Raw genomic sequence first — 26,020 nt, 5'->3', positions numbered from 1 at the left:
TCGATGCGCGTACCCCCTCTCACCCTTGGTCATGCGCTTCGCCTCCTGTGCGTTGCATTGACGCTGACGCTGCTGGCGCCCGTCGGCGGTGGTATTCTCTTAAGCGCTGCGCATGCGCAGGAGGCCGGCGAGCGGCAATCAGGGGGCGGGATATTGCGGTTCCTGTTCTCGCGCCGCGACCGGGAGCCTCAGCGCCGCGATAGGGTGATCGCACCGCCGCCGGAGACCCAGCGCCGGGCGGCACCTGCGGTCCGGCGCAGCCAGCCGGCGGCGCCCGCAGCGCCCGTGGTTCCAGAGATTGAGAAGGCGGAAGATGCAAGCCGGGTTCTGGTTGTCGGCGACTTCCTGGCCGGCGGACTGGCCGACGGTCTCGACGCTGCCTACGAACAGAATGCCGACGTGGTGATCGTCAATCGCACCAACGGTTCCTCGGGTCTGGTCCGCGACGACTACTACGATTGGCCCGGCAATATCGGCACGTTGATCGACGAGGAAAAACCCGACACCGTCGTCGTCATGATCGGCTCCAATGACCGCCAGCAGATGCGCGTAGACGGAAACCGCGAGCCCCCGCGCTCGGACGCATGGCTCAAGGAATATGAGCGCCGCGTGACCGCGCTTATCAAGACGGTCAGGGACAGGGACCTGCCACTGATATGGGTGGGTAACCTGCCCTTCCGTCCAGGCGCGATGTCATCGGACATGCTGGCATTCAACGACATCTACCGGCGCCTCGTGACAGATGCGGGTGGCGAATATGTCGATGTCTGGGACGGTTTCGTCGACGAAAGCGGCGCGTTCGCAACCAACGGCCCCGACATGAACGGCCAGCCGGCCCAGCTTCGCTCCAGCGATGGGATCAACGTGACCCGCGACGGGCGCCGCAAGATCGCCTTCTATGCCGAAAAGCCGCTCAACCGCCTGTTCGAGACAGGCTCGGCAACACCGGGAACGCCCGGGCTCGATGGCGACGGCTTGCTCGGCGGGCCCACTCCCGACGGCTCCACACCGGCGGTCATCGACCGCACCGCGCCCATGGCGCTGGACGATCTGGGATCCGACAGCGGCGGACAATTGCTCGGCGCATCCTTCGCGCGCCCCAGCGGCGAAGCGCGAACGCCTGCTGAGCAGCTTTCCCGCAAGGGACTGGCTCCTGCCCCCACCCCCGGGCGCGCAGACGATTTCGAGATAAGACGACCCGGCCCCGCCTCAGCCGGGCCCGACCGTCAAAGCACCACGGCGATAACGCCGTAGTCGCTAACGCGGCAGAACAGTCTCACCCATGAGGAACTTGTCGATGGCATGCGCGGCCTGGCGGCCCTCGCGGATTGCCCAGACGACCAGTGACTGACCACGACGCACGTCGCCGGCTGCAAACAGCCTATCGACGCTGGTGCGATAGTCGCGATCGTTGGCGACCACATTGGTCGAGCGCCGCGCATCCACATTCAGCGTCATCTGGCCGTCCAGCTCCTTCGTCACGCCACCGGAGATGGGGCCCGCGAAACCGATGGCGATGAAGGCGAGATCGGCGCGAATGACGAACTCGGTGCCAGCGACCGGCTTGCGCTTCTCGTCCACCTCGCAGCACTTGACGCCGGTCAGTACGCCGTCCTCGTCGCCAATGAACTCCAGCGTCGCGACCTGGAATTCGCGCTGGGCGCCCTCCGCCTGCGATGAGGAGGTCCGCATCTTGGTCGCCCAGTAGGGCCAGACGGTGAGCTTGTCTTCCTTCTCCGGCGGCTGTGGGCGAATGTCGAGCTGCGTCACACGTACCGCGCCCTGGCGGAAGGCGGTGCCGACACAGTCGGAGGCCGTATCACCACCGCCGACGACGACCACATGCTTGCCACCGGCGACGATCGGCTCGGAGGCCCATGCGACCGACTGGATGTCCTCGCCCCCCACGCGCCGGTTCTGCTGAACCAGATAAGGCATGGCGTCGTGAACGCCGATGAACTCCGCACCGGGAATACCCGCCGGGCGCGGCGTCTCGGAGCCGCCGCAATAGAGCACGGCATCGTGCTCGGCCAGCAGTTCGGAGACCTTCTTGTCGACACCGACATTGACGCCGCAGTGGAAGGTAACGCCCTCGCCTTCCATCTGCTTCACACGCGCATCGACATAGTGCTTCTCGATCTTGAAGTCGGGGATGCCGTAGCGCATCAGCCCGCCCGGCTTCGACTCGCGCTCGAAGACATGAACCTCGTGGCCGACGCGGCCGAGCTGCTGCGCGGCAGCCATGCCCGCCGGTCCCGAACCGATGATCGCGATCTTCTTGCCGGTCTGGCTTGCGGCCGGCATCGGGCGGATGTGGCCCTGCTCGTACGCCTTGTCGGCGATCGCCTGCTCCACGGTCTTGATCGCGACAGGGATGTCCTCGAGGTTGAGCGTGCAGGCCTCCTCGCACGGTGCCGGGCAGATGCGTCCGGTCCATTCCGGGAAGTTGTTGGTCGAATGCAGGTTGCGGATCGCACCGTCCCAGTCGCCGTTGTAGACGAGGTCGTTCCAGTCCGGGATCTGGTTGTGAACCGGGCAGCCCGTCGGCCCATGGCAGAACGGAATGCCGCAATCCATGCATCGGGCGGCCTGTTTCTCGACTTCCTGATCCGACATCGGCAGGGTGAATTCCCTGAAATGCCTGATACGGTCGGAGGCCGGCTGGTACTTGTGCACCTGCCGGTCGATCTCGAGAAATCCTGTTACCTTGCCCATTCTTACCTCCAGCCTCGGGAAGCGGCCAGTCGGGCCGCCTCCGGGCGCAGCAATGTCGTTCTTCCTGCCTATTCGGCCGCGATGCCCATGCGCATGCGCTCCATTTCGATCAGCGCACGGCGGTACTCAACCGGCATCACTTTCCTGAATTTCGGACGATAATCCGCCCAGTTGTCCAGGATTTCGCGGGCGCGTGTCGAGCCGGTATAATGCATGTGGTTCGAGATGAGCTGCACCAGGCGCTCCTCGTCGTGGCGCGTCATGTCGCCCGACACGTCGACACGGCCCTTGTGGTCGATGTCGCCACCATGGTGATGCAGCTTCTCAAGCATGTCGTCTTCCTCGGGCACGGGCTCGAGCTCGACCATCGCCATGTTGCAGCGTTCGGCGAAATCGCCGGCTTCGTCGAGCACATAGGCCACGCCGCCCGACATGCCGGCCGCGAAGTTGCGGCCCGTCTGGCCGATCACGACGACCACACCGCCGGTCATGTATTCGCAGCCATGGTCGCCCACGCCTTCCACGACCGCCACCGCGCCGGAATTGCGCACAGCGAAGCGCTCGCCCGCAACGCCGCGGAAGTAGCACTCGCCCTCGATGGCACCGTAGAGCACGGTGTTGCCGACGATGATCGAGTCTTCTGGCACGATCTTCGAATCGTCCGAAGGCCGTATGACGATGCGACCGCCCGAAAGGCCCTTGCCGACATAGTCGTTGCCGTCGCCGATCAGATCGAACGAAACACCGCGCGAAAGGAAGGCGCCGAAGGACTGGCCGGCGGTGCCCGTCAAGGTCACGGCGATCGTGTCGTCCTTCAGTCCCTTGTGGCCGAAGCGCTTGGCGACCGCTCCCGACAGCATTGCACCCGCCGAGCGGTCGACATTGCGGATCGGCACCTCGATCTTCACCGGCTGCTTAGACTCGAGCGCAGGGGCTGCAAGCTCAATGAGCTTGCGGTCCAGCACGTCGTCGATCGGGTGCTCCTGTCGCGTCGTCCAGTAGGTCTCTTCCTTGGGCGCTTCGGGCTTGTGGAAGACGCGGCTGAAATCGAGCCCCCTCGCCTTCCAGTGCTCGATCATCTCCTGCTTGGCCACCAGATCGGTATCGCCGATGATCTCGTCGAGCTTGCGGAAGCCCATGGCGGCGAGCAGTTCGCGCACTTCTTCGGCAACATAGAAGAAGTAGTTGATGACGTGCTCCGGCGCGCCCTTGAAGCGCTTGCGCAGCACCGGGTCCTGCGTGGCGACGCCGACCGGGCAGGTGTTGAGATGGCACTTGCGCATCATGATGCAGCCGGCGGCGATCAACGGCGCCGTTGAGAAGCCGAACTCGTCGGCCCCCAGCAGTGCGCCGACGATTACATCGCGGCCGGTGCGCAGTCCGCCGTCGACCTGCAGCGCGATGCGGCTGCGCAGGCCGTTCAATACCAGCGTCTGGTGGGTCTCGGCAAGGCCCATCTCCCACGGGCTGCCGGCATGCTTGAGAGAGGTCAGCGGCGAAGCGCCGGTACCACCGTCATAGCCGGAGATGGTGATATGGTCGGCCCGCGCCTTGGCGACACCCGCCGCAACCGTACCGACGCCCACTTCGGAAACCAGCTTCACCGACACGTCGGCCGTGGGGTTCACGTTCTTCAGGTCGAAGATGAGCTGCGCCAGATCTTCGATCGAATAGATGTCGTGGTGCGGCGGCGGCGAGATCAGGCCAACGCCAGGCGTCGAGTGCCGGGTCTTGGCGATGGTCGCGTCCACCTTATGGCCCGGCAACTGGCCGCCCTCACCGGGCTTTGCGCCCTGCGCGACCTTGATCTGGATCATGTCGGAATTGACGAGATATTCGGTCGTGACGCCGAACCGGCCGGACGCGACCTGCTTGATCGCCGAGCGTTCCGGGTTTGCCGAACCGTCGGGCAGCGGCAGGTAGCGGTCGGGCTCCTCGCCGCCCTCGCCGGTGTTCGACTTGCCGCCGATCCGGTTCATGGCGATGGCGAGCGTGGTATGCGCCTCACGGCTGATCGAGCCGAACGACATCGCCCCGGTCGAGAACCGCTTGACGATCTCGGCCGCAGGCTCGACTTCGTCGAGCGGGACCGGCGCGCGGCCGGTCTCCTCGGCCAGCTTGAGACGGAAGAGGCCACGAATGCTTCTGGCCCGAGACGCATCGGAGTCGATCTGCTGAGAGAACTCCTTGTAGGTCTCCCACGAACCTTTGCGCACTGCATGCTGCAGCGTGGCCACCGCGTCGGGCGACCACATATGCGCCTCGCCCCGCATGCGGAACATGTATTCGCCGCCCACATCGAGCGCGTTGCGCAGCACCGGGTCGTCGCCGAAAGCCAGCGCGTGTCGCTGCACTGTCTCCTCGGCCACCTCGGCCAATCCGACGCCTTCGATGGTGGTCGCCGTTCCCGTGAAGAAATGCTCGACGAACTCCGACGAGAGCCCGACCGCATCGAAGATCTGAGCGCCGCAATAGGACTGGTAGGTCGAGATGCCCATTTTGGACATGACCTTGAGGATGCCCTTGCCGATCGACTTGATGTATCGCGAGACCACCTCATACTGGTCGACTTCCGGCGGGAAATCCCCGCGCGCATGCATGTCGAGCAGGGTGTCGAAGGCGAGATAGGGGTTGATGGCTTCCGCGCCATAGCCGGCGAGGCAGCAGAAATGATGCACTTCGCGCGGTTCGCCCGACTCGACCACGAGGCCGACCGAGGTGCGCAGCCCCTTGCGGATCAGATGGTGGTGGACCGCCGCCGTCGCCCACAGCGCGGGGATCGCGATGCGGTCCGGCCCAACCTGCCGGTCGGACAGGATGATGATGTTGTAGCCGCCGGCAACGGCCGCCTCGGCGCGCTCGCAAAGCCGCTCCACGGCGCCCTGCATGCCCGCCGTCCCCTCCATCACCGAATAGGTGACATCCAGCGTCTTGGTGTCGAACCGGTCCTCGGTGTGGCCGATCGAGCGGATCTTCTCCAGGTCGCCATTGGTCAGGATCGGCTGACGCACCTCCAGCCGCTTGCGGCGCGAGGACCCGACGAGATCGAAGATGTTCGGCCGCGGTCCGATGAAGGAGACGAGGCTCATCACCAGCTCCTCGCGGATCGGATCGATCGGCGGGTTGGTGACCTGCGCGAAGTTCTGCTTGAAATAGGTGTAGAGCAGCTTCGACTTGTCGGACATCGCGGAGATCGGCGTATCGGTGCCCATGGAACCGACGGCTTCCTGTCCGGTCGTCGCCATCGGCGACATCAGAAGCTTGGTGTCTTCCTGCGTGTAGCCGAAGGCCTGCTGACGGTCGAGCAGCGACACGTCCTTGCGCAGCGCGCGCGGCTCCACCGGCTTCAGATCCTCGAGGATGAGCTGCGTGTTGGCGAGCCACTGCCGATAGGGATGCTTGGTGGCGATCTCCGACTTGATCTCCTCGTCGGAAACGATGCGCCCCTTTTCGAGGTCGATAAGCAGCATGCGGCCGGGCTGCAGTCGCCACTTCTTCACGACCTTCTCCTCGGCCACCGGCAATGCGCCGGCCTCGGACGCCATGATGATGCGGTCGTCGTCGGTGACGACGTAGCGCGCCGGACGAAGCCCGTTGCGGTCGAGCGTCGCGCCGATCTGGCGCCCGTCGGTGAAGGCAACGGCGGCCGGACCGTCCCACGGCTCCATCAGGGCCGCGTGGTATTCGTAGAAAGCCTTGCGCTCCTCATCCATGAGCTTGTTGCCGGCCCAGGCCTCCGGGATCAGCATCATCATGGCGTGGGCCAGCGAGTAGCCACCCTGCGTCAGGAATTCGAGCGCATTGTCGAAGCAGGCGGTATCCGACTGCCCCTCGTAGGAGATCGGCCACAGCTTGGCGATGTCGTTGCCGAACAGTTCGGAATCGACCGAGGCCTGCCGTGCCGCCATCCAGTTGACGTTGCCGCGCAGCGTGTTGATTTCGCCGTTGTGGGCGACCATGCGGTAGGGATGGGCAAGCTGCCAGGAAGGGAACGTGTTGGTCGAGAACCGCTGGTGAACAAGGACCAGCGCGGATTCGAAACGCGGATCGGCGAGATCCTTGTAGTAGGCCCCCACCTGATAGGCCAGGAACATGCCCTTGTAGACGATGGTCCGCGACGACAGTGACACGGTGTAAGGGCTGTTGTCGCGCCCGCCCGTCTCCGCATAAATCCGCGCGGAAACCACCTTGCGCAGAATAAAGAGCCGGCGCTCGAACTCGTCCTGGCTTTCAATCGCCGGATTGCGGGCGATGAACACCTGACGATGGACAGGTTCGGAAGCCGCAATGTCGGGAGCCTTGGACAGTGACGAATTGTCGACCGGCACTTCCCGGAAGCCTAGCAGCGTCTGGCCTTCCTGGTGGACGACCTCGGCGATGATCTCCTCGGTGCGCGCAACGATAGCCGGATCACGCGGCATGAAGATATGGCCGACGGCGTAGTGCCCCGACTCGGGCAGTTCGACGCCCTGAGCGGCCATTTCCTCGCGGAAGAACCGGTCGGGAATTTGCACCAGCAGCCCGGCGCCATCACCCATCAGCGGGTCGGCGCCCACCGCACCACGGTGGGTGAGATTTTCGAGCATGGCGAGACCGTCGCGCACGATGTCGTGCGACTTCTCGCCTTTCATGTGCGCGATGAAGCCCACACCACAGGCGTCGTGCTCGTTGCGCGGATCGTAAAGCCCTCGCGCAGCCGGCAGGCCGAACGTGGAGGCGGTGGTTTTGGTGACGGCCGTTTTGCTCTGCGCGGCCGGCATAGGCACGGTCGTTTCAGATGGCGTCAGGTCCGTCATCGCCTCTTCCTCCAGAGTAGCCCTTTTGGGGCGGTCGGTTCGATCCGGCAGGCACAGCGTTTGCGCACTTCCGGCATTCTGTCGGCATATCTTGCGAAAGGCCGTCAGGGAGACTATGCCGCTTGCGGCTTTGCCTCCCTTGGCGAACGAAGCCGGAGCTGCTCGCGCGGGCTCCAACCCATCCGAAACCGCCCGCATCGAAAACCGGATTTGCGGTCATCATACCCCAAACCCGGCCATTCAAGCGCGCGTTAAATAAGACAGCAATACTGTCCTAAATTCCGTATGCCACAAAGCTTAAGCACAGACAAGACGGATGTGCAAAAAATTGCGGCTAAACGCGAAATTTTGTTGCGCGCAACGCGACGTTTTCGAACGTTCCGGTCGGTTGCCTGTGAAAAACCACCTTGGCCGCCGTCTACCGCGCCCACCGGCAGCGTAACCACACGGCTTGCGGAACCCGCGCGATCTCGTCCACACTGCCAGCCTCATCTTTCACTGTCACCCCGGATCATCTCATGTTTTTTGCCTCCGATAACTGGGCCGGCGTCCACCCGCGAATTGCTGGAAACCTGACGCGGCATTCCGCCGGCTTCGCCTCGGCCTACGGATCGAGCGATCTCGATCGTCAGGTCGAGCAGACCTTCAGCGAAATCTTCGAACGCGAGGTGGCGGTGTTCTTCGTCGCGACCGGCACGGCTGCGAATTCGCTGTCGATGGCAGCCGTCGCAAGGCCCGGCGGCGTCGCGTTCTGCCACCGCGAGGCGCACATGATCGCCGACGAGGGCGGCGCGCCGGAATACCTGACCGGCGGCGGTCGGCTGTGTCCCGTTGATGGACCATTGGGACGGATGGATCCGGCAGCGCTGGAGCACGAGATCGGTCGCTATCCCCCGGAATTCGTTCATTCGGGACAGCCGGCTGCGATCTCGATCACGCAGACAACGGAAATTGGCACCGTCTACCAGCTTGCCGACATCGCGGCGGTTTCACAGGTCGCACGAAAGCACGGCCTGCCGCTGCACATGGACGGTGCACGCTTCGCCAACGGCCTGGTAGCACTCGACACCTCGCCGGCGGAAATGACCTGGAAACAGGGCGTCGACATCGTCTCCTTCGGCGGCACCAAGAATGGCTGCTGGTGCGCGGAAGCGGTCGTCTTTATGGATCCGAAGAAGGCACAGGCATTTCCATTCATACGCAAACGTGCCGCTCAGCTCTTTTCCAAATCGCGGTTCATCGCCGCACAGTTCGAAGCGTATTTCGAGGACGGCCTGTGGCTGGAAACCGCGCGCCACGCGAACGCCATGGCCGCACGGCTGGCCGATCATATCAGGGCGTCATCGAAGACGCGGCTCGGATGGGAGCCTCAGGCCAACGAAGTGTTTCCGATCATGCCGCTTTCAGTGGTCGAAGTGTTGAAGGCGCAGGGCGCGGCCTTCTATCCATGGCATCCCCCGCATGGCTTTGCCGGCGAAATCGGGGAGGACGAGACGCTCTGCCGCTTTGTCACAAGCTTCGCAACCAGTGCGGACGAAGTGGACCGCCTGGGCGACCTGATCGCGTAGCGCTCCATCGGTTGCGGTTCTGAAGGAGAGGAGATGTTGATGGAATTGACCGGCGGGTGCTATTGCGGCGCGATGCGCTACGAGGCGGAGGGCAAACCGAAGCTGAGAGCTCAGTGTCATTGCCGCGAATGCCAGTATTTTTCCGGCGGCGGACCCAATTTTTTCCTGCTCATTCCGCCGGAAAATTTTCGTTACACCGAAGGGACCCCGCAAAGCTTCAGGCGCAGCGACCTGGAAAATGCCGTGACGCGCGAGTTCTGCGCGCAATGCGGTACGCATCTGGCGACACGCAGGCAGGACATGCCCGAGGTGATCCTGAAGGCCGGCACGCTCGACCGGCCCGAACTTTTCGGCCAACCGCAGATCGCTATCTTCACGATCGACCGCCAGCCCTTCCATTTCATCGCGGAAGAAATGCCTGCCTACGAGCGCATGCCGCGACGCTGAGCCGAAAGACACGTAAAACAAAAGCGGCGCCCGAAGGCGCCGCCTCGATGTCCAATCTGGACGGACTTATTTCGAAGCCTGGGCCTCGATCTGCTTCGCCTTTGCCGGAGCGGCGGCAATCGCGATCCGGCGCGGCTTCATCTCCTCGGGGATGTTGCGCTTCAGCTCGATGTGCAGAAGGCCGTTCTTGAGCGCGGCGCCCTGGACCTCGACGTGGTCGGCGAGCTGGAAACGGCGCTCGAAAGCGCGCGCGGCGATGCCGCGATGCAGGAACTCCGAGCTCTCGGTCTGCTCCTCGGTCTTCTCGCCCTTCACGGTCAGCACATTGCGGTGTGCCTCGATCGAAATCTCGTCTTCCGAGAAGCCTGCAACGGCCATCGAGATGCGATAGGCGTCTTCGCCGGTTCGCTCGATGTTGTAGGGCGGGTAGGTCTGGCCGTTATCGGGCTGCGCAAGCGAATCGAGCATCGTGAAGAGGCGGTCGAAGCCGACGGTGGAACGATAGAGCGGCGAAAAATCAACATGACGCATGGGTCTGTTCTCCTTTGAGCAACATGTTTGCGTATGGTCATGTCAGCGAAGATCCGTATCGGCATCTCCCACGACCAGTGGCCCCTTCTATTGGCGGCCACGCACTGGATTTGGGTTTGACGCAGTCCGGTTTCAAGTCCCCGACATGCCGCCTTTGATGAACGCCAGATGAACCGCTCCTTCGGATCGGGTTCAGGCGGCGGCTGCTAGATTTCATCTCGAGACTACGGATTGGCGGATGAGAAATTCTCCGTCACCGATGCCGACCCGGGTGTATCGTCCCTTCCTCCCGGTTCGTCAGGAGGCCGGAAGCAGTCCATAATGGGCTCTTCCGGCCTTTCCACGTCCGGCGTCAGCAAACCGGCCGGAATCCCTTTGCATTTCATCGAGCCGCTTTCTATCACGGCAGCTATGAACCCGCCTCAGGACGACCAATCCATTCAGGAGCTTCTCCACGAGACGCCGGGCAACCCGGTGCCCGCCAACGTGCATGCCGGGTTCATCACCACGCGCGACGGCAAGCGCCTGCGTTATGCGCGTTTTGCGGCCGAAGGTCGCCCGCTCAAGGGCACGGTGGTCATTCAGACCGGGCGCAACGAGTGCATCGAGAAATATTTCGAGACGATCCGCCACCTGTCGAAACGAGGGCTCGGCGTCGCGATCTTCGACCTGCGTGGCCAGGGCGGCTCGGAGCGCCTGATCCGCAATCCGCATCGCGGCTATGTCGACAGCTTCATGGATTATGTGGGTGACGTCGGCGTCTTCTTCGAGGAAATCGTTCTGCCCGATTGCCGCGGGCCCTACTTCATGCTGGCTCACTCCACCGGCGCGCTGGTGGCACTGCTGGCCGCGCCCACTTTGGCCAACCGGGTGCAGCGCATGGTTCTCAGCGCTCCGTTGCTGGAATTTGCAGGCCAGCCGCTTACGATGCGCGGCACACTGCGCCTTTCGTCGTTCCTCTACGGGCTGGGCCTCGGCACGATGTATCTCGGGCACGGGAAGCGCGACGAGAACCCGCCCTTTGAAGGCAATGTGCTCACCAGCGATCCTGAGCGCCACGCACGCAATGTCGACATCTACCGGCACTATCCCAAACTGGGCATCGGCGGCCCGACCGTCGCCTGGATCCGCGCGGCATGCCTGGCCAGCGAGCGCGTGCAGGACCCCGACTACATCGCCTCAATCAAGGTCCCGACCCTTATCGTTGCCGCCGGTGCGGATCAGGTGGTCGAGACGCCTGCCATCGAACGGTTCACGCAGCTTCTGCGCACAGGATCGCTGGTGACGATCGACGGCGCGCGCCACGAATTGCTGCAGGAAGCGGATGTCTATCGCGAGCAATTCTTCGCCGCCTTCGATGCGTTTATTCCCGGCAGCGAGCCGGCCTGACTGACAGCCTAGGCGTTGAGCATCTCGAGCGCGGCAGCGTGTAGCTCGGGCGTTGCGGCAGCGACGATGTCGCCAGCCTTTTCGGCCGGACCGCTGTCCCAGCGGGTGATGACGCCGCCTGCCCGCTCGATGATCGGCACCAGAGCCACGATGTCGTAAGGCTGGAGTCCCGTCTCCACGACAAGGTCCACATTGCCCGCCGCCAGCATGGCATAGGCGTAGCAATCGGTGCCGTATCGCGCGAGCCGCACCGAACCTTCAAGCCGGTCGTACGACGCGCGCATTTCGCCGGCGAACAGCGCCGGCGTGGTGGTGCACATAGTGGCCTCGGCGATCGCGCGCGTGCCACGCGTCGCGAGCCGCCGCGCGCCGCCCGGCCCGTCATAATGCGAGGCTTCGCCAGCGGCCCAGAACAGTTCGCCGGTGAAGGGTTGGGACATCATTCCCGCTATAGCGTCGCCGCCATCGGTCAGCCCGACCAACGTGCCCCACAACGGCAGACCCGAGATGAATGCGCGCGTTCCGTCGATCGGATCGATCACCCAGACATGGCGGCTATCGGTGTTTTCCGCGCCGAACTCCTCGCCCAGGATGCCGTGATCCGGGAAGGTGCTGCGGATCAGCGACCGTATCGCCTTTTCAGCTTCACGGTCCGCTTCCGTCACCGGATCGAAGCCGGAAGCGAGCTTGTTGGAAACGAGCCCGGCCTGGCGAAAACGCGGCAATGTCTGCGCTGCTGCGGCCGCTGCGATGCGCCGCATGAATTCCGCCTCTATCATAAAATCCGTCTCCTCTGGGGCCGCCGCTCGCGCCGTCGCCTAGTTTTTGCACAGCCCTTACCGGCCGCTTGACATTTGTGCAACGCAGCATAAACTCGATTTTGGACAGGGCGACCTGTCTATGCCCTCCTTGGGCGTTTCCTCCCTAGACTTCGACCGCGTCGTGCAAACGGTGCGGTCTTTTTTTAGGTCGGATCGTGTCGGCTATTCCGCCGCGAGCGGCAGGCTGCTGAAGCAATGGTCCGGCAGCGCCATAATGTCGGCGGCGAAACGGGTCAAGTCATTGGCCAGCGCCGCGAACCCTCTGGTCTTCTGCAGCGTCCGCTCGTCCATGTAGAGGCCGCGATTGACCTCGATCTGCAGCGCGTGCAACCCGCGCGGCGGCCGGCCGTAATGCTCGGTTATGAACCCGCCTGCATAAGGCTTGTTATGGGCAACGCTGTAGCCCATGCCGGAAAGGATTGCGATGGCAGCTTCCGACAGGGCCGGAGCGCACGCGACGCCGAAGCGGTCTCCGACGATGAAATCCGGCTTCATTCCCGTGTCGCCAAGACGGATGCTTGCCGGCATCGAGTGGCAGTCGATCAGAACGGCGTAGCCGAACTTGGCATGGGTGCGCGTCAGGAGCCGCTTCAGCTCTTCGTGGTAGGGGCGGTAGACGGTTTCGATCCGCATGAGGGCTTCGGAAAGCGGCAGCTTTCCAGCGTAGATCTCCTGCCCCTCGCCTACGAGCCGCGGCACCGTGCCGAGCCCGCCGGCCACCCGCGCCGAGCGCGCGTTGACATGCGCGGGCAGCGGGTCGGCGAACATGCGCGGATCCAGCTCCCACGGCTCCCGGTTGGCGTCGAGATAGGCACGGGGGAAATTCGCCGCCAGCATGGGCGCGCCGAGCGTTACCGCGCCCGCAAAAAGCTCATCGACATAGCAGTCCTCCGAGCGCCGGATGCCGACGGCATCGAGCTTGCTCATCGCAAGGAAGCGAGCCGGATACGTGCTGCCGCTATGCGGCGAATTGAACACGAAAGGCACGCGCTGCTGCGCGGCGCGTCTGACCACGAAAGGCGGCGTTTCGGCGAAATCTCCTGCTGGCTTCATGGAACTCCCGAAAAGCTGCCTCAGGTCGACCCTTTGCTCAAAGGTGCCACTTGCCGCACGGCCTGTCCAGCCTGACCCAACGTCGCCAACGTCTTGAAAACGACCGATTTGCGGACATGCATGCACCCTCCCATTCACTTGATCTTTACTCCCGCGCGGGCATATACGCGAAATGGTTAATGCGTCCGCGAGCCGGCGGGCGTGCTGCGACTGATTCGGACGGGAACCCATGACAAGAATTCTCCTGGCGGAAGATGACGACGATATGCGCCGCTTTCTCGTGAAGGCTCTGGAACGGGCCGGCTACGACGTGAGCGATTTCGACAACGGCGCAAGTGCCTATGAGCGCCTGCGCGAGGAGCCGTTCTCGCTGCTTTTGACCGACATCGTCATGCCGGAGATGGACGGCATCGAGCTCGCCCGGCGCGCCACGGAGATCGATCCCGACCTCAAGGTGATGTTCATCACCGGTTTCGCCGCCGTCGCACTCAACCCCGATTCCAAGGCACCACGCGACGCCAAGGTGCTGTCGAAACCGTTCCACCTGCGCGACCTCGTCAACGAGGTCGAAAAGATGCTCCAGGCCGCCTGAGACCCTGCCAGGCCCCTGTCGCAACCGGGTGCGGCAGCGTGGACAATTTTCCGCATTCTCGAGGGCTGAAACTTCGTGTTTCGGCTATTGACGCAGGCTCCGGCCTGTGGTGTATGCGCGGCTCGGATGGGCGTGTAGCTCAGCGGGAGAGCACTACGTTGACATCGTAGGGGTCACAGGTTCAATCCCTGTCACGCCCACCATCCTCAAAGCCCTAATGTCCTGATTTGTGCAGCCGCCGAACCCGGTTCGCTGGCACGATCGAACAAGGCTTCTGTCCGCCCCAAGAAAAGAGAATTTTGCCTGCAGTAATCGGAGTGATTGTCAGCATACAACCGCCGTGCCGTTGACATGTCCCTGTCGAATACGTTGATATCAACTCACAAAACTTGAGGCCGATCACCACGCGATCAGCGGAACAGCGCGGATGGTGGAAGTCTGCTCAAAACCGCCCGCGCGATTTGGGAGTAGGCCTTCAAGCGTATGCCTGATCGGGTGATCGCCTGCCACCTGCCCGTTGTACAGCCAACGTTCTCAACCTTATCCAAGAAGGGAACCATCCATGAAGATCGTGACGAGCCTGAGCTTTCAGGGTCAGTGCCGCGAGGCTTTCGAGTTCTACGCCAAGGTGCTGGGCGGAAAAATTACCGCGGCCATGCCCTATGCCGACGGGCCGCCCGACATGCCGATCAGCGACGAGAAGTACAAGACATGGCTGATGCACTGCTGGCTGGAAATCGGCGATCAGGCGCTGATGGGTGCTGACATGGACACCGACTGGGCACCCAATATCGACAAGCCGAAGAACGGCTTCGATGTCACGCTGCACACCGAGGACAGCGCCGAAGGCCAACGCTGGTTCGACCAGTTGTCGGAGGGCGGCAAGGCCATCATGCCGTTTGGCGAAACCTTCTGGTCTCCCGGTTTCGGTTCGCTGGTCGACAAGTTCGGCGTCCCCTGGATGGTCAACGTCATCCCTTCGCCCGACTGGAAACCCCAGCAGGGCTGAACGAGGAGCGCAACGTTTCGGATGCTTGTAGCAGCCCCGCTCAGTCGTGTGAGCGGGGCTGTGTAAGCTATGACGCTGGCACCTGCGCGGCGTCCGCAGCCGACTTTTAGAGGTTGCCTTCGATCGCGTCGGTCAGAAGCGACAGCGCACCGTCCCTGGTCAGCTTGATCGGATTGCCGCCTGCCGTAGGATCAACGATCGCCATGTCGGCTATCAGTTCCTTGCGCGCCTGATCCGGTGCAAAGCCGTCGATGAACGCCGGAAGGGTGTGCGGCACGCCCAGCTCTGCGCGCAGATTGAGGACCGCTTCGGCGAACCCGTCGAAACCGCCTGCAATGCCGCAATAGGCGGCCAGTCTTTCGATGCGGGGCTCAATGGCGGAACGGTTGAAGGCCAGCACATAGGGCATGAAGACAGCGTTGGTCATGCCGTGATGCGTGTCGTAGAGCGCGCCGATCGGGTGCGAGAGCGAGTGAATCGCACCGAGCCCCTTCTGGAAGGCCGTGGCGCCCATGGCCGCGGCCGACATCATGTGCGCCCGCGCCGTGAGGTCGGAGCCGTCGGCGAAGGCTTTGGGCAGGTTCTCGAAGACAAGACGCACGCCCTCGAGCGCGATGCCGTCGGCCATCGGATGGTAGCCCGGTGCGCAATAGGCTTCCAGGCAGTGCGCGAGCGCGTCCATGCCGGTGCCGGCGGTGATGAAGGGCGGCATGCCCGCCGTCAGCTCCGGGTCGGCAATCACGATGGCCGGCATCATCTTCGGGTGGAAGATGACCTTCTTGGTGTGGCTCGCTTCGTGCGTCAGCACGCCCGCGCGCCCGACCTCGGAACCGGTGCCGGCCGTCGTCGGCACGGCCACGATGGGCGCGATCCGCGAGGCATCAGCCCGGGCCCACCAGTCGCCGATGTCCTCGAAATCCCAGACCGGGCGGGACTGGTGCGCCTGAAAGGCGATCAGCTTGCCGAGGTCGAGCGCCGAGCCGCCGCCGAAGGCGATGACGCCGTCGTGCCCGCCGGCCTTGAAGACCTCGACGCCGGCATAAAGGTTCGATTCCACCGGGTTGGGCTTCACGTCGGAGAATACGCCATGCGCTACACCGGCATCCGCAAGCAGCTTCAGCGTGGAGGCAACCACTGGCAACTTCGCAAGTCCGGGATCCGTGACGAACAGCGGATTGGCGATCCCCGTGTCCCTGAGCACCTCCGGCAGCTCGGCAATGCGGCCCGCGCCGAATCGGATCGTGGTAGGGTAGTTCCATTTGGAGACGAGATTGGTCATGGGTTTATCTTTCACAATGCAAATTCTTCATCCCGGCCGATCCAGGCCAGCGGGGGGAGAGCCGGGACCCATTGAGCAGCCGGCCGACTTGCGGTTTCGCGCTGACGCGAGGACCGGGCTGCGCTCGACGATGCACCGACCAATAGGTCCCAGATAACCTCCGCTTCGCTCCGGTTTCCGGGATGACGCGGTGGGGATTCATGGCTGTCCTAAATCGCTTCCCGCAAATGATAGCTCTTCGGGCGCGTCAGATTCTCGTAACCTACAAGTCCCATGGCACCGCCCTTGCCGGTGTCCTTGACGCCGGTCCAGACGAGGCCGGGGTCGACATAGTCGCAGCGGTTCATGAACACCGTGCCCGTCTCGATCCTGTCCCCGAGCCGCGCGGCGTGGTCGGCATCAGTCGTCCATAGCGATGCGGTGAGCCCGTAGGGGCTGTCGTTCATCAGCGCGATGGCTTCCTCGTCGTCGCGCACCTTCATGATGCCTACGATCGGACCGAAGCTTTCCTCGCGCATCACGCTCATCTGGTGGTTGACGCCGGTCAGAACTTCCGGCGCGATATAGGGTGAGCCTTCACGGTCGCCTTCGACCTTCATGCCGATATGCGCGGCCGCCCCCTTGCGCAGCGCTTCCGCCTTCTGCTCGCGGATGAAGTCGGCAAAGCGCGCCTGCGCCATCGGGCCCATGGTCGTGGACTGATCGAGCGGGTTGCCGACCACATAGTTTTTCGTCTCGGCGATGAAGCCCTCGACAAAATCGTCGTAGACCTTCTCGTGCACATAGACGCGTTCGATGCCGCAGCAGCATTGGCCCGAATTGTAAAAGGCGCCGTCGACGAGATTGGCGATGGCATGGTCGAGCTTCACGTCTGGCAGCACATAGGCCGGATCCTTGCCGCCAAGCTCCAGACCCAGCGTCATGAAGGTGCCGGCGGCCGCCTTTTCGATCGCGCGACCACCCGCCACCGAGCCGGTGAAGTTGCAGTGATCGACCTCGCCCGACCCAAGCAGTTTTTCGGTCTGGCCATGGCTGAGCACGATGTTCTGGAACAGGCCCTTGGGCAGGCCAGCCTTGTCGAAAGCCGCCTGGAAACGCTCGCCGACCAGCAGCGTCTGCGCTGCATGTTTGAGGATGACGGCATTGCCGGCCATCAGCGCCGGCACGATCGAGTTCACCGCGGTCAGATAGGGATAATTCCACGGCGCGATCACGAAGACGACGCCCAGCGGCTCGCGCTTGAGATAACGGCGAAAACCGGGACGGCCCTCCGGAACGAAGGGCGCAAGCGCTTTCTCGGCCAGCGCCACCATGTAGCGGGTGCGTTCTTCCACACCGCCCTTCTCGCCGCCATACCGCACGGGGCGCCCCATCTGCCAGGCAAGTTCGGGCACGATGTCGTCGTTCATCGCAACCAGCGCTTCAAGGAAGGCCAGAAGATATTTAGCCTTCTCGTCGATCGGTGTGCCTGCCCATGCAAGCTGCGCCGATCTGGCGCGTTCGACCGCAGCGCCGATCTCGGCTTCGGTCGCCACGGGCCGCTCGGCATAGACCGAGCCATCGATGGGTGACTTGAGTTTTATGGTTTCCACTTGGAAATCTCCGCAGGCGTTTTAAGTCTGGTGCGCCCTAATATCTTTCGAAGCCGCGATGCAACTCCCAGTCGGTCACGCGGCGATCATACTCCATCTGCTCCCAGCGGGCGGTGTGGAGATAATGGTCGATCACCTCGTCGCCGAAGGCTTGCTTCAGCATCTTCGACTTAGCCATCGTGTCTATGGCCTCGCGTAGCGTCTTGGGTATCTCCGGCAGGCGGTTGGCCCGATATGCATCGCCGACGAACGGCTCCTGCAGTTCGAGCTTCTCGTCGATGCCTGTAAGGCCGGCTGCTATCAGCGCCGCAAAGGCGAGATAGGGGTTGAGGTCGGCGCCGCCGATGCGGCACTCCATACGGATGCCCTTGGTGCCCATCCCGCACAGGCGGAAGCCAGCAGTGCGGTTGTCTTCGCTCCACATGATCTTGGTCGGAGCGAAAGTGCCCGCCTGAAACCGCTTGTAGGAGTTGATGTAAGGCGCGAGGAACCAGGTGAATTCCTTGGCATAGCGAAGCTGGCCTGCCGCCCATTGCTGGCCGAGTTCGCTCAGCGTCCACTTCGCCGACTTGTCGAAGAACAGCGGCGTCTTCCCATCGGCGCTCCACAGAGAGTTGTGGATGTGGCTCGAATTGCCGGCGAGCTCGTAGTTGTACTTGGCCATGAAGGTGATGGCCTTGCCTTCCGAATGGGCGATCTCCTTGGCGCCGTTCTTCAGAATGACGTGGCGGTCGGCCATCTCCAGCACTTCCGCATAGCGGACGTTGATCTCCTCCTGCCCCGGCCCCCACTCGCCCTTGGAGTTCTCGATCGGGATGCCTGCCGCTTCCATCTCGTTACGCAGGCGGCGCATCACGCCTTCTTCCTTCGAGGTGAGCTGGATCAGATAGTCCTCGATATATGGAGATGCCGTATCGAGCCCGCTCCAGTGCTTCATCCGCGCGGTATCGTAGGTCTCGTCGAACAGGTAGAATTCCAGCTCGGAGGCGAAATAGGCGAGATAGCCCCGCTCCTTCAGCCGCGCCACCTGCCGCTTGAGGATACCGCGCGGTGAGTGCGGCAGTTCCTCATGCGTGTGATGGTCCTGGAGGTCGCACAGCACCATTGCCGTCTTTTCAAGCCAGGGCAGCGTACGCAGCGTCGAAAGATCGGGCTTCATGACGAAGTCACCATAGCCCTTCGTCCAACTCGCCGCCTTGTAGCCCGGCACCGGCTCCATATCGATGTCGTTTGCCAGCAGGTAGTTGCAGCCATGCGTCTCGTCATAGGCGGATTCGACGAAATACTTCGCCAGGAAACGCTTGCCGATCAGCCTGCCCTGCATGTCGACCGCGCAGGCGAGCACGGTATCGACATCGCCGCCGGCGACGAGCTTCTTCAACTGATCGAATGAAATCGTGCCTGCCATCGTCCGCTCCGTCGCTGGGCGTCGTTACGCATGTAACGAATGATACGAGATTGATTGCATTGAGGTATCTTGGATGATTTCATACACTTCGTGACAGTTTGTCAAACCCGTTCCAGCGGCCGCCATATGAGCACAAGTATCGCCGAACTCATCGCCGACCGGATGGACCAGATGCCGGCTGGTGAAAGGCGCGCCGCGCAGATTCTGATCGCAAATTACCCGCTGACCGGACTGCGCACGGTGGCCGAATTTTCGGCCCAGGCCGGCGTATCGTCACCGACAATCCTGCGCTTCGTTGCACGGCTCGGGTTTCAAAACTACGCGGACTTCCAGGCACGGCTGCAAGATGAGCTGGCCGCGCAGCTTCAGTCTCCGCTCTCCCGGGCAACCGGCCCGGATTCCGATCGACACACTACGCCCTTTGTCGCGGCGGCGATTGAGAACCTGAGAGAAACCTTCCGCCATCTCTCCCAGCGCCAGATGGACGACATGGTCGGCGTCCTGTCCAACCGGCGCGGCAAGGTCTATCTCGTCGGTGGCCGGTTCACCGATCCTGTCGCCGCATACATGGCCGCTCACCTGGCCATCGTACGTCCGGGTGTGCAGCACCTGGCCGGGCAGGAAAGCAACTGGCGTGACCGGCTCATCGACCTGGGCCGCAACGACGTTGTCGTGATCTTCGACATCCGGCGCTACCAGGAGAGCCTTCTGCGCTTCGCCGAGGTCGCCCACGGGCGCGGCGCCCAGATAATTCTCCTGACCGATCAATGGCTGTCGCCGATCGCGCGCTACGCCCGGCACGTGATCGCCGGCCGCACGGCGGTTCCCTCGGCATGGGACTCCTCCGTTGCACTGTTCCTCGTTGCCGAAGCGCTGACTGGCGATCTCACCCGCAAGCTTGGTGACGCGGGCGCGAAACGCATAAGGGAGATGGAGCGTTTGCGCGGCGGTTGAGACGGACGAGGGAAGCCGGTCAAATTACCGATATTTAATGATATACTGGATGCATTAGGACAGCATAGTTGGCATAAAGACGACGAAGGGATGCGCCGCACCATCGGTGGAAACGGCGCTTTCGTCGTTAATTGCATTCCCGGTGGTTGCCAGGCCCTTTCGGGTATCCCGCCAGAACCCGGAGTGACGTATGTCGTTTTGGAAGCAACTGATCGCGTCGCTGATCGTGATCGCCGTGGCCGTCGGCCTCTGGGTCCGCTTCTTTCCGGGCGCGCCGGAGATGCTGGAAAGCTGGGGCATGGAATGGGCCATGGCTGCCGTGCCGGACCGTCCCGCACCGCAAACCGAAGCGAGGCAGGGCCGCGGCGGTTTTGGCCAGCAGCCGGCACTTGTTGTCGCCTCCCGTATCGAGACCGCGACGATCAATGACAGGCTGTCTGCAATCGGCACCGGCCGGGCGACCAGTTCTGTGTCCGTAACGCCTTTCGCATCCGGCAGGCTGACGGAGCTTTCGGTGGAGTCCGGATCGCGCGTAGAGGCCGGCGACCCAATAGCCCGTCTTGATGCCGAAGCCGAAGAAATCGCACTCGACCGCGCCCGCGCCGCTCTCGACGACGCGGAGGCTCGGCTGGAACGCATCCGCGCGTTGCGCAATACCAATACGGCGACCGCCGTCCAGCTTAACGAAGCCGAACTCGCGGTCACCAACGCCCGGCTCGCTGCGCGGGATGCTGATCTGACCTTGCAGCGACGCACTGTCGTTGCGCCCATTTCCGGCATTGTCGGCATCCTGCCGGTTTCGGCCGGCAACTACGTCACCGCGCAAACCGAAATCGCGACTATCGACGATCGCTCGCGCATCGTTATCGACTTCTGGGTTCCAGAACGGTTCGCGGGCATGATCGAGGTCGGCGACAGCGTATCGGCCGCCTCCGTTGCCCGCCCCGACGATAATTTCGACGGCATCGTCAGCGCTATCGACAACCGCATCGATGCGCAGAGCCGCACGCTGCGGATCCAGGCCAGCATCACCAATGACGACGACACGCTGCGCGCGGGCATGTCGTTCCAGGTCACCATGACGTTCCCGGGCGACAGCTATCCCGCGGTCGACCCGCTGGCGATCCAGTGGGGCACCGACGGCGCGTTCGTGTGGCTGGTCGAAGACGGAAAGGCGCGCCGCGCCCCGGTCACCATCATCCAGCGAAACACCGACAGCGTCCTTGTCGCGGGCGATTTCGGTGAAGCAGGCGCGGTCGTCACCGAAGGCATCCATTCGGTGCGCGAAGGCGAAGAGGTCCGGCTCGTCCGCGCGCAGGATGATCAGGCCCAGCCCGTCATCACCACGACCGGATCGTAAGGCGCGGCATAACCCATACGAGGAAACAACGCGTGAGCCAGGAAACCAACGCCGCCGTCGAGAATGGCATCACCGCGCTTTTCGTGCGGCGGCCGGTACTGGCATTCGTCATCAACACGCTGATTGCGGTGGCGGGACTGGCAGCGCTTTTCGGTGTCGAGATCCGCGAGTTGCCGGACGTCGACCGTCCGGTCATTACCGTCAACACCAACTTCACCGGCGCTTCGGCTGAATCCATCGACCGCGAGATCACCGCCGTCATCGAAGGCGCGATCGCGCGCGTGGCCGGCGTCAAGTCCATCTCGTCGTCGTCATCCTTCGGCCGTAGCCGCATCACCGTGGAATTCAACGACGGCGTCGACCTCGATACCGCCGCCTCTGACATGCGCGATGCGGTAGGCCGCATCCAGAACAACCTGCCCGATGACGCCGATGTGCCGCGCATCGTCAAGGCGGATGCCGATGCCCAGGCTGTCCTTCGACTCGCCATCACATCGGACACGATGAGCGTGCACGACATGACCCTGCTGGTCGAAGACCAGATCGTCGACACGCTTTCATCGATCGACGGCGTCGCCGAGGTCCAGGTCTTCGGTGACCGCGACAAGATTTTCCGCGTCGATATAAACCAGTCGCGTCTGGCAAGCCTGGGCCTTACGGTCGCCGATATACGCAATGCCCTCGCATCCATAGCCTTCGACACACCTGCCGGCTCCCTGACCAGCAACACCCAGGACCTGATCGTGCGGGCAACAGCCCCGGTCACGACGCCTGAGGACTTCGAAAGCATCATCATCAACGGCACCACCCGGCTGTCCGACGTGGCGACGGTGACCCTGGGCGGCGACGTCGGCGAATCCCAGCTTCGCGCCAATGGCCGGACGGGCATTGGCATGGGCATTATCCGGCAGGCGCAGTCCAATACGCTGACGATTTCCGAAGGCGTGCGCAAGGCGGTCGAGCGGATCCGGCCGACCTTGCCCCAGGGCGTAGACATCTTCGTGACCGGCGACGAGGCGGTGTTCATCAACGGCGCGATCCACGAGGTGGAGATCGCGCTGGGCATCTCGGTCACCGTCGTGCTGCTCATCATCTTCGCGTTCCTGCTCGATTGGCGCGCCACCATCATTCCCGGCCTCGCTCTGCCGGTTGCCTTGATCGGCTCGGTAGCAGCGATCTATCTTGCCGGTTTCTCGATCAACATCCTGACGCTTCTGGCCTTCGTGCTTGCCACCGGCCTCGTGGTCGACGATGCGATCGTCGTGCTGGAAAACATCGTGCGCCGGCGCAATGAGGGTATGGGCCCACGAGCAGCGGCGGTGCTCGGCACGCAGGAGGTTTTCTTTGCCGTGCTCGCGACGACCGCCACGCTGGTCGCCGTCTTCGTGCCGCTTTCCTTCCTGCCTGGCCAGACCGGCGGACTCTTCCGCGAATTCGGGTTCGTCCTGGCCATCGCCGTCTTCCTGTCCTCGATCGTCGCGCTGTCGCTTTGCCCCATGCTTGCATCCCGCATGCTCTCAGGCAAAAGCGAGGAGCACAGCCATCACGGCCTGCTCGGGCGCATCGGCGGGGCGCTGGCAAGCATCTACCGGACGACACTGCGCGCGGCGCTCAACGCTCCGATGCTCGTAATAGTCGTCGCTGTTCTGTTTTCGGCGCTGGCGGCGGCGCTCTTCCCCACGATCCGCTCGGAACTCACGCCTTCGGAGGATCGTTCCGCTGCCTTCGTGCGCATCTCCGCCCCGCAGGGCGTCAGCCTCGATTACCTCGCACAGCAGATGCGGCGCATCGAAAGCCTGATCCAGCCATTGCGCGATTCCGGTGAGATCACCTCGACTTTCGCCATTGCAGGCTCGGGTGGGTCACAGAACTCCGGCTTTATGGTCATGTCTCTGGCGCCATGGGAACATCGGGCCCGCTCCCAGCAGGAAATCCTCAACGACGTGACCGCCCTCGTCCAGGACGTGCCGGGTGTCCGCGCCTTCGCTTTCCAGCCGAACAGTCTGGGCATTCGCGGCGCCGGCAGCGGTCTGCAATTTGCCATCGTCGGCAACAATTATGCCGACCTCAACGCCGCAGCGGAGGCCGTTGTCGCCGAGTTCGAACAGGACGCCCGCTTCCGCCAGCCGCGCCTGTCACAGGAGACGACGCAGCCTCAGCTTTCGGTGCGCATCGACCGCGAGCGCGCCTCCGATCTTGGCATCAACATCACCGGATTATCGGAAGCGATCCAGGCAATGGTCGACAGCCGTGAAATAGGCTCGGTGTTTATCGACGACCGTTCTTACGACGTGAAGCTGCTGTCGACGACCAACCCGATCAACGATCCCACCGACCTTGAGAACATCTTCCTCAAGGCCCAGGACGGCCGCTTCGTGCCGATGTCGACGATTGCGAACCTGACGGAACAGGCTGTCGCGCCGTCGCTGGCACGCGAACAGCAGATGCGCTCCGTGGCTGTCACCACCGCGCTGGCGCCGGATTTCGCATTGGGCGATGCCTATGCTGTGGCACAGGAAATCGCGGCGAAACACATGCCGCCCGGCAGCCGGGTTGTGCCGCTTGCCGAGGCAGCAACGCTCGACGAGACGTCCGGCGGCATGATGACGATCTTCGGCTTCGCCATCGTTATCATTCTGCTCGTCCTCGCCGCGCAGTTCGAGAGCTTCGTCAGCGCCGCTATCATCATGGCCACGGTTCCCCTCGGCCTTGCCTGCGCTGTCTTCGCCTTGCTGCTGACCGGCACCAGCCTAAACGTCTACAGCCAGATTGGCCTTGTCCTTCTGGTCGGCATCATGGCCAAGAACGGCATCCTGATCGTCGAATTCGCCAATCAGCTACGCGACAGGGGACTTGGTGTTCGCGAAGCCGTCGAACAGGCGTCCAATATCCGCTTGCGTCCCGTCGTGATGACCATGCTGTGCACGATCGTCGGCGGTTTGCCGCTCATTCTTGCCAGCGGCGCCGGCGCGGAAGCACGTGTGTCGCTCGGCTGGGTGATCGTTGGCGGGCTGGGACTATCGACGTTGTCGACGCTCTATCTCACCCCCGTCGCCTACCTCCTGCTCGGCCGCTTCATCACGCCGGCGGTGGAGGAGGAAAAGCGCCTCCACCGCGAACTGGAAGACGCGAGCCGCCCGAAGATGGGTACACAACCGGCTGAATAGTGGAGAACCCATCTATCTCGGGCGTCCTTCGAGGCTTGCTGCGCTCGCACCTCAGGAATGAGGGAGGTTAGAGCCTCGAAGGACGCACCAAAAAAAGAACGCCGCGCGGTTGCCCGCGCGGCGTTTTATTTTGCTTTGTGGCGCCTTACTGCGATTCAGTCGGATCGACGCGGCCGACTTCGACCCACTTGCCGCCCTCAATCTTCGATATGACGATCAGGTCGCCGCCCTGGTGATCGTCGGGCCCGTAATTGACCGTGATGTCGAGGATCGCGTCGTCGAACTCGAGACCCTCCATGCCCTTCTGGAAGCTCTCCGCAGTCAGGTCAGGTCCTGCCGCCTCGAGCGCAGCGATGAGCGTCCGGGCCGCTCCGTAGCCGAGCTGGGCTGCCGTTCCAGCCGGCTCGCCGGCCTTGGCCTGGAAGTCCTCAGCCCAGGCCTTGACTTCCGGATTGTCCATCCGGTTCTCGAAGTCCGACCAGCCAGCGGCCGCGTAGTAGCCCTCGGTCACGCCTTCCGGAACCTTTGCGACTGCGGTGTTGAAGCCGGCGGACGAGCCGATGAAGGCGGCGTCGGTCCAGCCCAGCTTCTTCGCGGTGCCGAAGGCGACGATGGTCTGGCGCACGCCGATGCCGGTCGCGACGATGTCGCAGCCCGCTTCCCGCAGCTTCTGGATCGAGCCGACGAAGTCCTGCTCATCCGGCTTGTGCGTGGTTTCCGCCGCGAAGGTCAGGCCCATCGCTTCGGCCTGGTCACGCGCCGCCTCGAACACTTCGAGACCGAAGTCCGACGGGATGTACATCGCGCAGACTTCCTTGGCGTCGTTCTGCTCGGCGAGATACTTAACGCCTGCACGCAACCCGTCATAATACGAAGCGGTGCCAGCGTATTTGTAGGTTATGTCGCCTTCGATCATCTGGCGCGCCGAGGTCAGCGGCGAGACGTTTGCCACCTGCTTGGCCTCCATGAGCGGGAAACCGGCGATGTTGTGCGGCGTGCCGAGGTTCAGAATCATCGCGAAGACCTGATCGGAGTTGATCAGCTTGTTGAAGTTCTGGACCGCCTTCGGCACCTGGTAGCCGTGGTCCTCCACCACGAACCGGATCTTGCGGCCGTGAATGCCGCCCTTGGCGTTCACGTCGTCGAACATCTGCTGCGCAGCCTTGATGGCGCCGACGTTAAACGCAGCGAAGATGCCCGAAAGGTCGCCGTTCGATCCGATGACGATCTCGGTGTCGGTAACGCCCTGTGTGGCGTGGGCAGCAGACGCCATGCCTGCGGCAAGCCCCATCGCCAGAATAGATTTCGTGAGCATGCTTTTCATTTTTCACTCCTCCTG

General features: G+C 63.1%; 18 protein-coding genes and 1 tRNA gene. 10 read left to right on the top strand and 9 right to left on the bottom strand.

All coding sequences use genetic code 11. The features are described from left to right. Window positions 1-3 precede the first annotated feature (3 nt). The gene (locus V1479_RS15065; protein WP_368803626.1) at window positions 4-1,254 is read left to right on the top strand and encodes an SGNH/GDSL hydrolase family protein; all 1,251 of its coding nucleotides are present in this window, start codon (window positions 4-6) and stop codon (window positions 1,252-1,254) included. A 3-nt stretch (window positions 1,255-1,257) separates the two neighbouring features. Here the strand turns inward: V1479_RS15065 and V1479_RS15060 are convergent, their stop codons facing one another. Both V1479_RS15060 and gltB read right to left on the bottom strand, forming a co-directional pair. Beyond that, complete coding sequence (locus V1479_RS15060) at window positions 1,258-2,715, bottom strand: glutamate synthase subunit beta (protein ID WP_368803625.1); 1,458 nt, start codon at window positions 2,713-2,715, stop codon at window positions 1,258-1,260. A gap of 68 nt (window positions 2,716-2,783) precedes the next feature. Then, on the bottom strand, window positions 2,784-7,511 hold the full coding sequence (gltB, locus tag V1479_RS15055; RefSeq protein WP_368803623.1) for a glutamate synthase large subunit: 4,728 nt from the start codon (window positions 7,509-7,511) through the stop codon (window positions 2,784-2,786). Between the two features lie 518 nt (window positions 7,512-8,029). Here gltB and V1479_RS15050 point away from each other — a divergent pair. After that, window positions 8,030-9,079 (top strand): threonine aldolase family protein, encoded by a 1,050-nt coding sequence (locus V1479_RS15050; RefSeq protein ID WP_173193254.1) that lies wholly within the window; start codon window positions 8,030-8,032, stop codon window positions 9,077-9,079. A 39-nt stretch (window positions 9,080-9,118) separates the two neighbouring features. Next, the gene (locus V1479_RS15045; protein WP_368803622.1) at window positions 9,119-9,526 is read left to right on the top strand and encodes a GFA family protein; all 408 of its coding nucleotides are present in this window, start codon (window positions 9,119-9,121) and stop codon (window positions 9,524-9,526) included. A 66-nt stretch (window positions 9,527-9,592) separates the two neighbouring features. On the opposite strand, the gene V1479_RS15040 is transcribed toward V1479_RS15045, so the two are convergent. Beyond that, window positions 9,593-10,057, bottom strand: coding sequence for an Hsp20 family protein (locus tag V1479_RS15040; protein WP_173193256.1), 465 nt, complete (start codon window positions 10,055-10,057; stop codon window positions 9,593-9,595). Between the two features lie 411 nt (window positions 10,058-10,468). Here V1479_RS15040 and V1479_RS15035 point away from each other — a divergent pair, with 411 nt between their 5' ends. Continuing rightward, a complete protein-coding gene (locus V1479_RS15035) occupies window positions 10,469-11,446 on the top strand; it encodes an alpha/beta fold hydrolase (protein ID WP_194248560.1) in 978 nt (325 codons plus the stop codon). Between the two features lie 8 nt (window positions 11,447-11,454). Here the strand turns inward: V1479_RS15035 and hisN are convergent, their stop codons facing one another. Next, on the bottom strand, window positions 11,455-12,225 hold the full coding sequence (gene hisN / locus V1479_RS15030; RefSeq protein WP_368803621.1) for a histidinol-phosphatase: 771 nt from the start codon (window positions 12,223-12,225) through the stop codon (window positions 11,455-11,457). Between the two features lie 204 nt (window positions 12,226-12,429). Next, window positions 12,430-13,320, bottom strand: coding sequence for an N-formylglutamate amidohydrolase (locus V1479_RS15025; RefSeq protein WP_368803620.1), 891 nt, complete (start codon window positions 13,318-13,320; stop codon window positions 12,430-12,432). 229 nt (window positions 13,321-13,549) lie between these two features. On the opposite strand from V1479_RS15025, the gene cpdR reads away from it, so the two are divergent. From cpdR to V1479_RS15010, 3 genes are all read left to right on the top strand, one after another. Continuing rightward, window positions 13,550-13,912: a cell cycle two-component system response regulator CpdR gene (gene cpdR / locus V1479_RS15020; protein WP_173193260.1), complete on the top strand. Its 363-nt coding sequence runs from the start codon at window positions 13,550-13,552 to the stop codon at window positions 13,910-13,912. Window positions 13,913-14,040: 128 nt separating this feature from the next. After that, window positions 14,041-14,115 (top strand) — tRNA-Val (locus V1479_RS15015). Between the two features lie 359 nt (window positions 14,116-14,474). After that, window positions 14,475-14,921 (top strand): VOC family protein, encoded by a 447-nt coding sequence (locus V1479_RS15010; RefSeq protein WP_368803619.1) that lies wholly within the window; start codon window positions 14,475-14,477, stop codon window positions 14,919-14,921. Window positions 14,922-15,027: 106 nt separating this feature from the next. On the opposite strand, the gene V1479_RS15005 is transcribed toward V1479_RS15010, so the two are convergent. The 3 genes from V1479_RS15005 to V1479_RS14995 form a co-directional block, all read right to left on the bottom strand. Next, window positions 15,028-16,200, bottom strand: a complete 1,173-nt coding sequence (locus tag V1479_RS15005) for an iron-containing alcohol dehydrogenase (protein ID WP_368803618.1) — start codon at window positions 16,198-16,200, stop codon at window positions 15,028-15,030. 209 nt (window positions 16,201-16,409) lie between these two features. Continuing rightward, complete coding sequence (locus V1479_RS15000) at window positions 16,410-17,792, bottom strand: aldehyde dehydrogenase family protein (RefSeq protein ID WP_368803617.1); 1,383 nt, start codon at window positions 17,790-17,792, stop codon at window positions 16,410-16,412. Between the two features lie 37 nt (window positions 17,793-17,829). After that, window positions 17,830-19,200, bottom strand: coding sequence for a glutamine synthetase family protein (locus tag V1479_RS14995; protein ID WP_368803616.1), 1,371 nt, complete (start codon window positions 19,198-19,200; stop codon window positions 17,830-17,832). A gap of 126 nt (window positions 19,201-19,326) precedes the next feature. Between V1479_RS14995 and V1479_RS14990 the strand changes: the two genes are divergently transcribed. The 3 genes from V1479_RS14990 (at window position 19,327) to V1479_RS14980 (ending at window position 24,681) form a co-directional block, all read left to right on the top strand. Next, window positions 19,327-20,154 carry a MurR/RpiR family transcriptional regulator gene (locus V1479_RS14990; RefSeq protein WP_368803615.1) on the top strand — a complete coding sequence of 276 codons (828 nt, stop codon included), beginning with the start codon at window positions 19,327-19,329 and terminating at the stop codon, window positions 20,152-20,154. Window positions 20,155-20,344: 190 nt separating this feature from the next. Next, window positions 20,345-21,514, top strand: a complete 1,170-nt coding sequence (locus V1479_RS14985) for an efflux RND transporter periplasmic adaptor subunit (RefSeq protein ID WP_368803614.1) — start codon at window positions 20,345-20,347, stop codon at window positions 21,512-21,514. Window positions 21,515-21,546: 32 nt separating this feature from the next. After that, window positions 21,547-24,681 (top strand): efflux RND transporter permease subunit, encoded by a 3,135-nt coding sequence (locus tag V1479_RS14980; protein WP_368803613.1) that lies wholly within the window; start codon window positions 21,547-21,549, stop codon window positions 24,679-24,681. Window positions 24,682-24,826: 145 nt separating this feature from the next. Here V1479_RS14980 and V1479_RS14975 read toward each other — a convergent pair whose 3' ends face one another. Further along, the gene (locus V1479_RS14975) at window positions 24,827-26,005 is read right to left on the bottom strand and encodes an ABC transporter substrate-binding protein (RefSeq protein ID WP_173193272.1); all 1,179 of its coding nucleotides are present in this window, start codon (window positions 26,003-26,005) and stop codon (window positions 24,827-24,829) included. Window positions 26,006-26,020: the final 15 nt, after the last annotated feature.

It is taken from the genome of Neoaquamicrobium sediminum (assembly GCF_040970315.1).
GTDB lineage: Bacteria > Pseudomonadota > Alphaproteobacteria > Rhizobiales > Rhizobiaceae > Aerobium > Aerobium sediminum.
The sequence above is the reverse complement of the archived record's forward strand: the minus strand, read 5'-3'. Positions and strand labels throughout refer to the sequence as shown.